A 13889-nucleotide genomic window follows, 5' to 3' on the forward strand; every position below is an offset into this window, starting at 1 on the left:
GTCTATGTCCTCGTTGCAGGCTAATCGTCATTTTCATTCTTTAGACTGCGCCAGCCCCGGACCGGGGTGGCGCTCTATGACTTCTTTATAGGGGACTTCGATGTCCGTACGACGCACACGCAAAGACGATGGCAGCCAATGGACAGTTGCGGACAGCCGCAGTGTTTATGGGATTCGCCATTGGGGGGCCGGGTATTTCGCGATCAATGACGCCGGTCGCGTCGAAGTTCGTCCGAACGGCCCGAACAGCTCGCCCATCGACCTGTTCGAACAAGTCGAGGAGCTGCGCAAGAGCGGCTTGTCCCTGCCGCTGCTGGTGCGCTTCCCGGATATCCTGCAGGACCGGGTGCGCCAGCTGACCGGTGCCTTCGACGCCAACATCGAACGCCTGGAATACCAGAGCAAGTACACCGCGCTGTACCCGATCAAGGTCAACCAGCAGGAAGCGGTGATCGAGAACATCATCGCCACCCAGAACGTCTCCATCGGCCTGGAAGCCGGCTCCAAGCCCGAGCTGCTGGCGGTGCTGGCGCTGGCGCCGAAAGGCGGCACCATCGTCTGTAACGGTTACAAGGACCGTGAGTTCATCCGCCTGGCGCTGATGGGCCAGAAGCTGGGCCACAACGTGTTCATCGTGATCGAGAAAGAATCCGAAGTGGGCCTGGTGATCGAAGAGGCCGCCTCGCTCAAGGTCAAGCCGCAGGTTGGCCTGCGCGTGCGCCTGTCGTCCCTGGCGTCGAGCAAGTGGGCCGACACCGGTGGCGAGAAATCCAAGTTCGGCTTGTCGGCGGCGCAGCTGCTGTCGGTGGTCGAGCGTTTCCGTGGCGCCGGCCTGGACCAGGGCATCCGCCTGCTGCACTTCCACATGGGCTCGCAGATCGCCAACCTGGCGGACTACCAGCACGGTTTCAAGGAAGCCATCCGTTACTACGGCGAGCTGCGCAACCTCGGCCTGCCGGTGGATCACATCGACGTCGGCGGCGGTCTGGGCGTGGACTACGACGGTACCCACTCGCGCAACGCCAGTTCGATCAACTACGACATGGACGACTACGCCGGTGTCGTGGTCGGCATGCTCAAGGAGTTCTGCGACGCGCAGAGCCTGCCGCATCCGCACATCTTCTCCGAAAGCGGCCGTTCGCTGACCGCGCACCACGCCATGCTGGTGGTGCAGGTGACCGACGTCGAGAAACACAACGACGACGTGCCGCTGATCGAGAACAAGGAAAGCCTGCCGGAAACCGTGCAATGGCTGGTGGATCTGCTGGGCCCGACCGATATCGAGATGGTCACCGAAACCTACTGGCGCGCCACCCACTACATGAGCGACGTGGCCGCCCAGTACGCCGACGGCAAGCTGACCCTGGCCGAGAAAGCCCTGGCCGAGCAGTGCTACTTCGCCGTGTGCCGGCGCCTGCACAACTCGCTGAAGGCGCGCCAGCGCTCGCACCGCCAGGTACTGGACGAACTCAACGACAAGCTGGCCGACAAGTACATCTGCAACTTCTCGGTGTTCCAGAGCCTGCCGGACACCTGGGCCATCGACCAGGTCCTGCCGATCATCCCCCTGCATCGCCTGGACGAAGAGCCGCTGCGCCGCGCCGTGCTGCAAGACTTGACCTGTGACTCCGACGGCAAGATCAACCAGTACGTCGACGAGCAGAGCATCGAGACCAGCCTGCCGGTGCATGGCCTGAACGAGGGTGAGGACTATCTGCTGGGCGTGTTCCTGGTCGGTGCCTACCAGGAGATCCTCGGCGACATGCACAACCTGTTCGGCGATACCGACTCGGTGAACATCTACCAGAACCCGAACGGCACCGTGTACCACGCCGGGATCGAGACCCATGACACCATCGAAGACATGCTGCGTTACGTGCACTTGTCGCCGGAGGAGTTGATGACTCATTACCGCGACAAGGTGGCTAGCGCGAAGATCAGCGCCAGCGAGCGTACCCAGTTCCTCGACGCCCTGCGTCTGGGCCTGACCCGCTCGTCGTACCTGTCTTCCTGAGGTTTCGACGGCTCAAGAAAAACCACCGCTTGCGGTGGTTTTTTTATGCGCGCCGCAAAGCTCAGCGGGCCGGGCTGAACCAGCCGTCGTGCCGGCGCAGCCCGAGGGCGAAGGCCAGCAGAGTCAGGCTGCGCACCAGCATGAACAGCAGGAACGTCAGCCACAGGCCGTGGTTGCCCAGGCCCTGCAAGGCCCAGGCGCAGGGCAGGGTGACGAGCACGCTGAGCAGCATGCCGTTGCGCATTTCCCGGGCGCGGGTGGCGCCGATGAACAGGCCGTCCAGCAGGTAGCTCCAGACTGCGATCAACGGCAGGGCGGCGAGGTAGGGCAGGTAGGTGAAGGCGGTCTGCCGCACTTCGGCGATGTCGGTCTGCATCTCGATGAACAGGTGCCCGGCGCACAGGAACAGCACGGCAAAACCGATGCTGGCCAGCAGCGACCAGCCGCCGGCCACCACCAGCGAACGGCGCAGCGCCAGGCGATCGCGGGCGCCGATAGCGTGACCGCACAGGGCTTCCACCGCGTGGGCCAGGCCGTCCAGGGCGTGGGCGGTCAGCAGCAGGCCGTTGAGCAGCAGCGCGTTGGCGGCCACGGTCGCGTCCCCCAGGCGCGCGCCTTGCACGGTGATCAGGAAGAACACCGATTGCAGCGCCAGGCTGCGGATGAAGATGTCGCGGTTGACCGCCAGCAACGGCCGCCAACTGGCCCAGCGCTGCAACGCCGCCCAGGCAATCTGCCCCGGGTAGGCGCGCAGGGCTGGGCGGGTCATGGCCAGGCCGATCAGCGCACCGGTCCATTCGGCGATCACCGAGGCCCTGGCCGAGCCGGCCACGCCCCAGTCCAGGCCCAGCACGAACCACAGGTTGAGGGCGATGTTGATCAGGTTGGTGCTCAGCAGGATCGCCAGCGGCGCCCGGGCGTTCTGGGTGCCGAGGAACCAGCCGACCAGGGCCATGCTGGCCAGCGCCGCCGGCAGCCCGAGCAAGCGGGTATGGAAGAAGGTGCGGGTCATTTCGTCCAGCTCGGCCGAAGGCTGCATCAGCTGCAAGGCCGCGCCGCTCAGCGGCACGCCTATGGCGCCCAGCAGCAGGGCCAGACCCATGGCCAGCAGCAGGCCTTGCACCAGGATCTGCCGCAGCGCCGCACCGTCGGCGCGCCCGGCGGCCTGGGCGGCAAAGCCGGTGGCGCCCATGCGCAGAAAGCCCATGGCCCAGGCCAGAAAGGTATAGAGGCTGGCGCCGACCGCCACCGCGCCGAGCTGGTGGGCATGGGGCAAATGGCCGATGACGGTGCTGTCGACCAGCGCCACCAGCGGCACGGAAATATTGGAAAGAATCATCGGCGCGGCCAGCGCCCACACCCGAGCATGGGTCGGACGGTGGCGCCAGGCAGAAATCAGGCTGGACATGCAGGCTCCTTGAGAGCGGGCATTGTAGCCGCTTGCCCGCCCGGCCATGCCATCCCGATCACGGCCCGAATCCTACAAAGACGCTGCGGGTGATAGGCCCTCTGTCGATCAATGTGCGCTGCGCCACAGCCAGCCGGACGGCGGTGAGATATAGTTCAACCCTTCGATACTCCTGCCAATGAGTGCCCCATGTTTAACAAAGGATTGTTCCTGGCCTGTGCGCTGGCCTTGCTGAGCGCTTGCGATTCCTCGACCTCCGACAAGGCGGCGACCCCTTCGGCTCCGACAGCGGCAGTGCCCGCGGCCAAGGCCCGGCCCGTGCAGGATGTCGCTGTGCTCAAGCAACGCTACGCCGGTCGCGAGTTGAACGTGGTGGACGTGTCCGAGGTGCAGCTCGACGGGGCCAGCACCCTGTCGGTGAGTTTCTCGGTGCCCCTGGACCCGCAGCAGAAGTTCGCCGACAAGCTGCATCTGGTGGACAGCAAGAGCGGCAAGGTCGACGGCGCCTGGGAGCTGTCGGACAACTTCATGGAGCTGCGCCTGCGCCACCTGGAGCCGCAGCGCAAACTGGTGCTGACCGTCGACGCCGGGCTGCGTGGGGTGAACGACGCGACCCTGGCCGCCGAATACGTTAGCCGCCTGGAAACCCGCGACCTGCAGGCCACAGTCGGGTTCGCCAGCCGCGGCACCCTGTTGCCGACCCGCCTCGCCGAAGGCCTGCCGGTGATTGCGCTGAACGTCGACAAGGTCGACGTCGAGTTCTTCCGTATCAAGCCCGAATCGCTGCCGATGTTCCTCGCCCAATGGGGGCGCAATAACAGCCTGCACAGTTACGAGTCCCGGGAACTGCTGCCGATGGCCGACCTGGTGTATGGCGGCCGCTTCGACCTCAATCCGGCGCGCAATACCCGGGAAACCCTGCTGCTGCCGATCGCCGGGCTCAAGCCGCTGCAACAGCCGGGCGTGTACCTGGCGGTGATGCGTGCCTCGGGCACCTACAACTATTCGCAACCGGCAACCCTGTTCACCCTCAGCGACATCGGCCTGTCGGTGCACCGTTACCAGAACCGCCTGGATGTCTTCACCCAGGCCCTGGAAGGCGGCAAGGCGCTGGACGGCGTCAGCCTGGAGCTCTTGGATGGCGATGGCCGCGTGCTTGGCCAGGGCAAGACCGAGAAGGGCGGCCATGCCGAGTTGCCGCTGCCGAAGAAAGCTGAAGTGCTGCTGGCCCACCAGGGCGAGCAGACCAGCCTGCTGCGCTTGAACGGCGCCGCCCTGGACCTGGCCGAATTCAATATCGGCGGCCCCCAGCCCCATCCGTTGCAGTTCTTCGTGTTCGGCCCCCGCGACCTGTATCGCCCGGGCGAAACCGTGCTGCTCAACGCGCTGCTGCGGGACAAGGACGGCAATGCGGTCAAGCCGCAGCCGGTGAGCGTCGAAGTGCGCCGGCCGGATGAGCAGGTCAGCCGCAAGTTCGTCTGGGACGCCGATGCCTCGGGGCTCTATCAGTACCAGTTGCAACTGGCCGGCGAAGCGCCGACCGGGCGCTGGCAACTGGTGTTCGACCTCGGCGACGGCAAGCCGCAACTGTACGAATTCCTTGTGGAAGACTTCCTGCCCGAGCGCCTGGCGCTGGAACTCAAGGGCAGCGACACACCGCTCAAACCGGACGAGACCGTCGAGATCAGCGTCAACGGCCGTTACCTGTATGGCGCCCCGGCCGCCGGTAATCGCCTGAGCGGCCAGATCTATGTGCGGCCGCTGCGCGAGGCGGTCAAGGCCTTGCCGGGCTACCAGTTCGGCTCGGTCACCGAAGAAGAGCTGAGCCAGGACCTGGAGATAGAAGAGTCGACGCTGGATGAAAACGGCGAAGAACTGATCGCCCTGGAAAGCAAATGGGCCGAGGCCCGTTCGCCGCTGCAACTGATCGTCCAGGGCAGCCTGCAGGAGTCGGGCGGTCGCCCGATCACCCGGCGGGTGGTGCTGCCGGTATGGCCGGCGGACAGGTTGCCGGGGCTGCGCGCGCTGTTCGACGGTGCGGAAACCGACGGCGACGGCCCGGCCGAGTTCGAGCTACTGGTGGCCAACAATGAAGGCCAGAAGCTGGCGGCGGACAACCTCAAGGTGCGCCTGGTGCGCGAGCGCCGCGACTACTACTGGAACTACTCGGAAAGCGACGGCTGGAGTTATCACTTCAACGAGAAATTCCTCACCCAGGACGAACAGGTCCTGAGCATCAAGGCTGGCGATACCGCGAAGGTCAGCTTCCCGGTGGAGTGGGGCCCTTATCGCGTCGAGGTCGAAGACCCGCAGACCGGGCTGGTCAGCAGCCTGCGTTTCTGGGCCGGCTACCGTTCCCAGGACAACGCCGAAGGCGGCGCGGTGCGGCCCGACCAGGTCAAGCTGGCGCTGGACAAACCGCTGTATGGCGACGACGACACCGCCAATGTCACGGTGACCCCGCCGGCCGCCGGCAAGGGTTACCTGCTGGTGGAGTCCAGCGACGGTCCGTTGTGGTGGCAGGAAATCGACGTACCGGCCGAAGGCAAGAGCTATGGGATCAAGCTCGATCCGAAATGGGCGCGCCACGACCTGTACGTCAGTGCGCTGGTGATCCGCCCCGGCGAGCGCAAGGCCAACATCACCCCGAAACGCGCGGTGGGCGTGTTGCACCTGCCCCTGGATCGTACCCAGCGCAAGCTCGGCCTGACCCTGACGGCGCCGGAAAAAATGCGCCCCAAACAGCCGCTCAAGGTGAAGATCCAGGCCAGGAACGCCGATGGCAGCGTGCCGAAACAGGCCCATGTGCTGCTGGCGGCGGTGGACGTGGGCATCCTCAACATCACCGAATACCCGACCCCGGACCCGTACTCCAGCCTGTTCGGGCGCAAGGCCTATGGCGCCGACCAGCTGGATATCTACGGCCAGTTGATCGAAGCCGGCCAGGGCCGCCTGGCCAGCCTGGCCTTCGGTGGCGACGCGGCGCTGGCCAAGGGCGGCAAGCGTCCGGACACCAGCGTCACCATAGTCGCCCTGCAAAGCGCGCCGGTGACACTGAACGAGCAGGGTGAAGGCGAAGTCAGCGTCGACATCCCCGACTTCAACGGTGAACTGCGCCTGATGGCCCAGGCCTGGACCGACGAGCGCTACGGCATGGCCGAAGGCAAGACGGTGATCGCCGCGCCGCTGATCGCCGAACTGTCGGCGCCGCGTTTCCTCGCCGGCGGCGACCAGACCACCCTGGCGCTGGACCTGTCCAACCTGTCGGGCAAGGCGCAGAAACTCGATGTGCAACTGAGCGCCGAAGGCCAGCTGGCGCTGGTCAACGAAACCCGTCAGAGCGTGCAACTGACCCAGGGCCAGCGCACCACGTTGCGGATTCCGGTGCGGGCGCTGGGCGGCTTCGGCCAGGGCAAGGTCAAGGTGCTGGTCAATGGCCTGGACCTTCCGGGCGAGAGCCTGCCGCCGTTCAGCCGCGAATGGACCCTGGGGGTGCGACCGGCTTACCCGGCGTTGCTCAGGCATTACCGCGCGGTACTCAAGGATCAGCCCTGGAGCCTGCCGGAAGGCGAGCTGGCGGCATTCGAGCCGGCCGGGCGTGAAGCACTGTTGAGCCTGTCGAGCCGGCCGCCGCTGAACCTCGGCGAGCAGATCCGCGCACTCAAGGCCTACCCCTACGGCTGCCTGGAACAGACCACCAGCGGCCTGTACCCGGCGCTGTACGCCGATGCCGTCAGCCTGAAACGCCTGGGCCTGGAAGGCGAGCCGGATGCCGAGCGCAAGCGCAAGATCGAGCTGGGCATCGAACGCCTGCTGGGCATGCAGCGCTACAACGGCAGCTTCGGCCTGTGGGGCGCGGACGGCGAGGAGGAATACTGGCTGACCGCCTATGTCACCGACTTCCTGCTGCGGGCCCGCGACCAGGGCTTCGCGGTGCCGGCCGAGGCGCTGAAGAAGGCCAACGAACGCCTGCTGCGTTACCTGCAGGAGCGCAACCTGATCGAGGTCAACTACAGCGAAAATGCCGAGCACACGCGCTTTGCCGTGCAGGCCTACGCCGGGTTGGTGCTGGCGCGCAGTCAGCAGGCGCCGCTGGGCGCGCTGCGCAGCCTGTTCGAACGGCGTACCGATGCGCGCTCCGGCCTGCCATTGGTACAGCTGGCCATCGCCTTGCAGAAAATGGGCGACCAGCCACGGGCCGAGCAGGCCTTGACCGCGGGCCTGGCGGCTTCGCGCAACAGCAAGGACTGGCTGGCCGACTACGGCAGCCCGCTACGGGATCAGGCGCTGATCCTGGCGCTGCTGGAAGAGCACGACCTGGCCAAGGGCAAGCGCGAGGAGCGGCTGTTCGAGCTGTCCGACCAACTGGCGGCCAGCCCGTACCTGTCGACCCAGGAGCGCAACTCGCTGTTCCTCGCCGGTCGTGGCCTGCTGGGCAAGCCGGAAGCCAACTGGACCGCGCAACTGAGCAGCGGTGCCGAAAGCCGCGAGCTGAACAACGGCCAGCCCGGCCTGAAGCTGCAAGGCGCGTTGCTGGCGTCGCCGTTGTCGATCAGCAATCAGGGCAGCGAGCCGGTGTACCAGCAACTGACCATTTCCGGTTATCCACAGCATGCGCCGCTGGCCGGTGGCGAGAACCTGAGCATTCGGCGCGAATACCTGGGGATGAACGGCCAGCCACTGAACCTGCGGGCCCTGGGCAGCGGCGACCTGGTGCTGGTGCACCTGGCGGTCAGCGCCAAGCAGCGGGTGCCGGATGCGCTGGTGGTGGACCTGCTGCCGGCCGGCCTGGAACTGGAAAACCAGAACCTGGCGCAGAGCGCCGCCAGCCTGGAAAACGCCAGCAGCCAGGTCAAGGAATGGCGCGAGTCGATGCAGAACGCCAGCCTCAAGCACCAGGAATTCCGCGATGACCGCTATGTGGCGGCGCTGAACCTGGACGGCTACGACAGCGTCACGCACCTGCTGTACCTGGCACGCGCAGTCACGCCCGGCACTTACCGTGTGCCGCCGCCGCAAGTGGAGTCGATGTACCGGCCGAACTGGCAGGCCGTGGGTGAAACCCTGCCGGAGATGGTGATCAAGGGGCGTTGAGAAGGGCGATCGCGGCAAGCGCGTTCCTTATATAGGAGCGGGCTTGCTCGCGATACGACCGCGCAGCGGTCGTCTATCGGTCAGTGCACCACCCAGCTCAGCAGCCACAACCCCAGCAGCAGCCAGATGATGCCCATGACGATCGAGGCGCGCATGAAGGCGCGGACCGCCGAGTACAGCAGCATCAGCCCGACGATCAGGGTGATGATGCTGATGATCGAGGTGTCCATGCCCAGCGCCCGCGACAAGCCGTCGATAAAGTTGCCGCCGGCGTTGGTCAGGGCGTTGAACAGACCGCTGAGGCCATCGACGATAAACCGTATGACCGAGCCCAGCGCCTGGCCGAGCCATTCAAAAAAGCTTTCTACCTGCATGCGTGCATCCTGATGAAAAAGTTGGCGTGCTTGCCAGACCTGAGCCTTTGGCCATCAATCGCGCTGGCGAGTTCCGTTCCAAGCATAGAGGTTCGCGGGTTTGATTTTTCGATTAGTTGCATCGCGCCTGCGCAGTTTTTGGTGGCGAATATTTGGCCAGGCACAGTCGCCCGGCTTGCCATCGCCGCAACCAAGCGGTCGCCGAGGCTGGCGCATCCTGCGGACCGTGCTGGGCGGCCTGTTGCTGCTGTGGGCCGGGCTTTGGCTGGCCGACCGCATCTGGCCGCTGCCGCTGCCCAAGGATGACCTGGCGCGGGTGGTGCTGGCCGAGGATGGCACGCCACTGTGGCGCTTTGCCGATGCCAATGGCGTCTGGCGCTATCCGGTGCGCACCGACGAAGTCTCGCCCTATTACCTGGACGCGCTGCTGACCTACGAAGACCGCTGGTTCTACAGCCATCCCGGGGTCAACCCGATGGCGCTGGCGCGTGCCGCCTGGCAGAACCTCACGGGCGGGCGGGTGTTGTCCGGCGGCAGCACCCTGTCGATGCAGGTGGCGCGCCTGCTCGATCCCCACTCGCGAACCTGGCACGGCAAGCTGCGCCAGCTGTGGCGCACCGCGCAGCTGGAATGGCACCTGAGCAAGCAGCAGATCCTCACGCTCTACCTCAACCGCGCTCCGTTCGGCGGCACCTTGCAAGGGGTGGCCGCGGCCAGTTGGGCTTACCTGGGCAAGTCGCCGCAGCACCTGACCCACGCCGAAGCGGCGCTGCTGGCGGTACTGCCCCAGGCGCCGAGCCGGCTGCGCCCGGACCGGCATGCCGCGCGGGCACAGGTGGCCCGGGACAAGGTGCTGCAGCGCCTGGCGCAGTTCCAGGTCTGGCCGCAATCGGCGGTGGACGAAGCCTTGCAGGAACCCCTGTTGCTGGCGCCGCGGCTGGAGCCGAGCCTGGCGCCCTTGCTGGCGCGCCGGCTGAATCGCCCGGACAGCCCGCCGCTGATCCGCACCACCCTGGACGCCAACCTGCAACGGCGCCTGGAAGACCTGCTTTTGGGCTGGCGCGCGCGCCTGCCGGAACACACCTCGGCGGCGATCCTGGTGGTCGAGGCGCAGACCATGGCGGTGCGGGCCTACCTGGGCTCGGTGGATATCAACGACGCCCGGCGCTTCGGCCATGTGGACATGATCAGCGCCATGCGTTCGCCGGGTTCGACCCTCAAGCCCTTCCTTTATGGCATGGCGCTGGATGCCGGGCTGATCCATTCCGAATCGCTGCTGCAGGACGTGCCACGGCGGTATGGCGACTACCGGCCGGGCAACTTTTCGATGGGCTTCAGCGGCGCGGTGTCGGCCAGCACCGCCCTGGCCACCTCGCTGAACCTGCCGGCGGTGCAGCTGCTGGAAGCCTACGGGCCGAAACGGTTTGCCGCCGAGATGCGCATCGGCGGCATGCCGCTGACCCTGCCGGCGCTGGCGGAACCGAACCTGGCGCTGATTCTCGGCGGCGCCGGCAGCCGCCTGGAGGATCTGGTCAGCGGCTACAGCGCCTTCGCCCGTGGCGGCAAGAGCGCGAGCCTGCGCCTGCAACCGGACGATGTGTCGCGCGAGCGGCCGCTGCTGTCACCCGGTTCGGCGTGGATCGTGCGGCGCATTCTCAGCGGCCAGGCGCGCCCGGACCGCGACCCGCGAGCCGAGCTGGTACAGCGCCCGGTGCTGGCCTGGAAGACCGGTACCAGTTATGGCTTTCGCGACGCCTGGGCGATTGGCGTCGGGCCGCGCTACCTGATCGGCATCTGGATCGGCCGCCCGGATGGCACCCCGGTGCCGGGCCAGTTCGGCCTGGCTTCGGCAGCGCCGTTGATGCTGCAAGTGCACGATGTGCTGATCAACCGCGACAGCCAGCGCGGCATCAGCGCGCCGGTGCAGCCGGTGCCGATGAATGTCGGGGTGGCGGCGATCTGTTGGCCGCTGGGCCAGCCCATGAGCCGCAGCGATCCGAACTGCCGCCGCCAGCGTTTCGCCTGGACCCTGGACGGCACCACGCCGCCGACCTTGCAGGCGGCGGATCAACCCTTGGGCGTCGGCCTGCTGGAAAAAGTCTGGGTCAATGCCAAGGGCCTGCGGGTCGACGCCAAGTGCCCGGGGGCCGAGGTGCGGGATATCGCGCTGTGGCCGGCGCCGCTGGAGCCCTGGCTGCCGCGCATCGAACGGCGTGAAGCGCGCCTGCCGGCCAACGACTCGGGGTGCCCGGGGCCGGCCCTGGCGGCAGCGGCGCCGTTGTCCATCGTCGGCGTGCGCGAGGGCGATCGCTTGCGCCGCCCGGCGGCCAGCCAGGAACTGCTGCGGCTCAAGCTGTCGGCCCTGGGCGGCAGCGGCCGGCGCTGGTGGTTCGTCAACGGCGAGCCGCTGGGCGAGAGTGCCAACCAGGACAGCATCAACGCCAGCTTCGAACGGTTGGGGCCATATCAACTCAGCGTGCTGGACGAAGGCGGGCAGACGGCGCGGGTCGAGTTCAGCGTTATCGATTGAGGGGGCGGTGCGGGCCTTGCCTTCATCCGCCATCCCCCCGAAGCTATACGCCTTCAGGAGACCCCGATGAACCTAGACGAACTGACCCAACGCCTGCACGCCATTCGCGACCGCAATGACTGGCGGCCATTTCACAGCCCGAAGAACCTCGCCATGGCCGCCAGTGTGGAGATGGCCGAGCTGGTGGAAATCTTCCAGTGGCTGAGCGAAGACCAGTCGCGGCAACTGCCGGCCGACAAGCTGGCCCATGCCGGCCAGGAAGTCGGTGACATTGTGCTCTACCTGTTGCTGCTGTGCAGCGAACTGGGCCTGGACCTGGAGCAGGTGGTGCGCAGCAAGCTGGCCGACAGCGAACGGCGGTTCAGCTGATGAGCGACCGTCATTTCGACCAGTTGGCGACCCGTTTTGCCGAAAAGATCTACGGCGGCGCCAAGGGCGCGATCCGCCTGGCGGTGCTCCAGGCCGACCTGGCCGAAGCCTTGCCGGACCGCCCGCTGCGGGTGCTGGATATCGGCGCCGGGCTGGGGCATATGTCGCTGTGGCTGGCCCAGCGTGGCCATCAGGTGACCCTGGCCGAACCGGCCGTACCGATGCTCGAGGGTGCCCGCCAGCGCTTCGCCGAGGCCGGCCAACAGGCGACCTTTATCCAGGCGCCCTGGCAGGACCTGCTGGGCCAGCTCACCGAACCCTATGACCTGGTGCTGTGCCATGCGGTGCTGGAATGGCTGGCCGAGCCCCACGCGATCCTGCCGGTGCTGCATCAACTGACCACCCAGGACGGCTGGCTGTCGCTGGCGTTCTATAACCGCGATGCGCTGATCTATCGCAACCTGCTCAAGGGCCACTTTCGCAAGATGCGCAAGAACGACATGGCCGGCGAGAAGCAGAGCCTGACCCCGCAACAGCCCCTCGATCCGCGGGAACTGGCGGCGCAACTCGACGGCTTGTGGCGGGTCGAAACCCAGAGCGGGGTGCGGGTTTTCCATGACTACATGCCGGTGGAATTCCAGGCCCGCGCCGAGTTGCTGGACCTGTTGGAAATGGAATTGGCCCATCGTCGTCACCCAAGCTTTGCCGGGCTTGGGCGTTACCTGCACTGGATTTGTCGTCCGGTCTGAGCGGAGCTCGAAATGAAACGCCACGCTGGTTTGCTTGTGCTGTGCCTGGGGCTGGCGGCCTGCCAGAGCCCCAACCCCTATGTCGCCAGTTCCAATCCACTGCCGCCGGCGCCGCCACAGGCGGCCGGGACCTTCGACCGCAGCGCCTACCCCGCGCCCCAGCGCGACTATGGGCGCTATCGCAGTTGGGCCTGGCGCAACGGGCGCCTGCCCAATGGCTCGGCCTGGGCCGATTCGGCGCAGGTCGTCGAGGCGGTCAGCAACGCTCTCGACCAGCGCGGCCTGCGCCCGCTGCACGACAACCGTCCGGCGGACCTGTGGGTCAGCGCCGACCTGCACCTGGAAAAACGCCTGCGCCAGGTGCAGGACGACTATGGTTACGGTTACGGAGGATATGGCTACAACCGCTACGGCCCCGGCTACGGCATGTACAACACAGTGCCGGTGGTGCGTACCTACGAGGTGGAAGTCGTGGTGGTACGGGTCAACCTGTTCGACGCTAGCAGTGGCCAGCCGGTGTGGAGCGCCAGCGCGGAAACCTCGAGCCAGGGCAGCCTGAGCGAGCGCGCCGATGCGCTGCGCGAGGCTGTGGAAAAGGCCATGGCGGCGTATCCTCCTAGTTAGGCTCCGTACGAAGCTGCACGCTGGGCTGGGTTAAAGCAGGCTTGCCTGACCTTCGCTCGCCGACTTTCGTACAGACCCTAGCGACATCCCTTCAGGTGCATTTGCTCTTCTGGAGAAACATCATGTTCCGCCCTCTTGCTTTACTGGCCCTGGCCGCGCTGCTCAGCGCCTGCGCCGCCAACCAGGTCAACCATGACTTCGACGCCAGCCGCGACTTCGCGGCCTATCGCAGCTGGAGCTTCAAGGAACCCGCCCTGCAATACCGCCCAGACGATCCGCGGATCAAGAGCGACCTCACCGAGCAGCGCATCCGCCAGGCCGTCAGCGATCAGCTCGACCAGCGCGGCCTGCGTCCAGCCGCGGCGGGCAAAAAGGCCGATCTCAACGTCCAGACCTACCTGATCGTCGAGAACCGCCAGCAACAGGTCACCACCAATTACGGCGGCGGCTGGGGTGGCCCGTGGAATGGCTACTGGGGCGCGCCGATGTACAACGAAACCCGCAACATCACCTACAAGGTCGCCACCATCCAGATCGACCTGCTCGATGGCAAGGACGGCAAGCTGGTGTGGCGCGGCAGCGACGAGCAGATACTCAGCAGCACGCCGAACCCCGCCGATCGCAGCACGGCGATCAGGGAGACCGTCGGCCGGATCCTGGCGAACTATCCGCCCAGGTAAGTTGCTGCATTCCACCACGGGGCGAGGGCTGCACGGGCCCTTGCCCC

9 protein-coding genes are annotated in these 13889 nt (G+C 66.4%); 7 read left to right on the top strand and 2 right to left on the bottom strand.

Annotation, left to right across the window (positions count from 1 at the left end):
• Positions 1-100: 100 nt before the first annotated feature.
• The gene (gene speA, locus AC07PQ_RS14790) at positions 101-2014 is read left to right on the top strand and encodes an arginine decarboxylase (protein ID WP_007921637.1); all 1914 of its coding nucleotides are present in this window, start codon (positions 101-103) and stop codon (positions 2012-2014) included.
• A 61-nt stretch (positions 2015-2075) separates the two neighbouring features.
• On the opposite strand, the gene AC07PQ_RS14795 is transcribed toward speA, so the two are convergent.
• Positions 2076-3422: an MATE family efflux transporter gene (locus AC07PQ_RS14795; RefSeq protein WP_493185776.1), complete on the bottom strand. Its 1347-nt coding sequence runs from the start codon at positions 3420-3422 to the stop codon at positions 2076-2078.
• A 189-nt stretch (positions 3423-3611) separates the two neighbouring features.
• On the opposite strand from AC07PQ_RS14795, the gene AC07PQ_RS14800 reads away from it, so the two are divergent.
• Positions 3612-8516 (top strand): alpha-2-macroglobulin family protein, encoded by a 4905-nt coding sequence (locus tag AC07PQ_RS14800; RefSeq protein ID WP_493185777.1) that lies wholly within the window; start codon positions 3612-3614, stop codon positions 8514-8516.
• An 80-nt stretch (positions 8517-8596) separates the two neighbouring features.
• On the opposite strand, the gene AC07PQ_RS14805 is transcribed toward AC07PQ_RS14800, so the two are convergent.
• Positions 8597-8890: a hypothetical protein gene (locus AC07PQ_RS14805; RefSeq protein ID WP_007921634.1), complete on the bottom strand. Its 294-nt coding sequence runs from the start codon at positions 8888-8890 to the stop codon at positions 8597-8599.
• Positions 8891-9107: 217 nt separating this feature from the next.
• On the opposite strand from AC07PQ_RS14805, the gene pbpC reads away from it, so the two are divergent.
• The 5 genes from pbpC to AC07PQ_RS14830 all read left to right on the top strand — a co-directional run bounded on the left by pbpC (position 9108) and on the right by AC07PQ_RS14830 (position 13842).
• Positions 9108-11420, top strand: a complete 2313-nt coding sequence (pbpC, locus tag AC07PQ_RS14810; protein WP_493185803.1) for a peptidoglycan glycosyltransferase PbpC — start codon at positions 9108-9110, stop codon at positions 11418-11420.
• Between the two features lie 66 nt (positions 11421-11486).
• Positions 11487-11789: a MazG-like family protein gene (locus AC07PQ_RS14815; RefSeq protein WP_016703781.1), complete on the top strand. Its 303-nt coding sequence runs from the start codon at positions 11487-11489 to the stop codon at positions 11787-11789.
• On the top strand, positions 11789-12538 hold the full coding sequence (locus AC07PQ_RS14820) for a methyltransferase (RefSeq protein ID WP_493185778.1): 750 nt from the start codon (positions 11789-11791) through the stop codon (positions 12536-12538). Before AC07PQ_RS14815 ends, AC07PQ_RS14820 begins: the two co-directional genes overlap by 1 nt.
• Before the next feature lie 12 nt (positions 12539-12550).
• Entirely contained in the window at positions 12551-13162 is a 612-nt protein-coding gene (locus AC07PQ_RS14825; RefSeq protein WP_492571439.1) for a DUF4136 domain-containing protein, read from the top strand.
• A gap of 122 nt (positions 13163-13284) precedes the next feature.
• Positions 13285-13842, top strand: coding sequence for a DUF4136 domain-containing protein (locus tag AC07PQ_RS14830; RefSeq protein WP_007928685.1), 558 nt, complete (start codon positions 13285-13287; stop codon positions 13840-13842).
• Positions 13843-13889: the final 47 nt, after the last annotated feature.

Source organism: Pseudomonas sp. GW821-FHT09E12 (genome assembly GCF_059416085.1).